Origin of the sequence: Micrococcus sp. KRD128, from assembly GCF_017168395.1 — a bacterium.
Classification (GTDB): domain Bacteria; phylum Actinomycetota; class Actinomycetes; order Actinomycetales; family Micrococcaceae; genus Micrococcus; species Micrococcus luteus.
Map to the genome: position 1 here is coordinate 1 of NZ_JABFAX010000042.1, position 462 is coordinate 462.

1 protein-coding gene is annotated in these 462 nt (G+C 79.4%); it reads left to right on the forward strand.

Annotated elements, in window-relative coordinates; translation table 11 throughout:
• On the forward strand, window positions 1–462 hold a 462-nt coding region (locus J1M44_RS11325; protein ID WP_206481107.1), incomplete at both ends, for a protein phosphatase 2C domain-containing protein.

A 462-nucleotide genomic window follows, 5' to 3' on the forward strand; every position in this document is an offset into this window, starting at 1 on the left:
GTCGCGGACACCGTCCTGGACGGGGCCCGGTACGGGGCCTGCACGTTGCGGGCCGCGTCCGTGCGCGGGGACTCCGCGCGCTACCGGGGCGAGCCGCGCCGCGACTCGTTGCTCACCGCCCGCTTCGGCACCGGCGACCAGGCGCTGCTCCTGGTCGCGATGGCGACCGGCGCCCGTGCCACGCCGGGCGCGCACCGGGCGGCCGCCGAGGTGTGCCACTGGATCGGCCGGGCCGTGGGCCGCAGCCAGGCCCGGCTCGCGCAGGACATGCGGGCCGCCCGGCGGGCGGACCTGAAGTCGGGGCTGCACCGTCTCACCGACCGCAGCCTGGGCCGGCTCCGCGCCAGCGCCGCCGAACAGGGCCTGGACCCCGAGGAGTACGCGGCGGGCCTGCGCTGCCTGCTGCTGCCCGCCGACCCGGCCTGCCGTGTCCGGGTCTTCTTCGGCGTCGGTCCCGGCGGG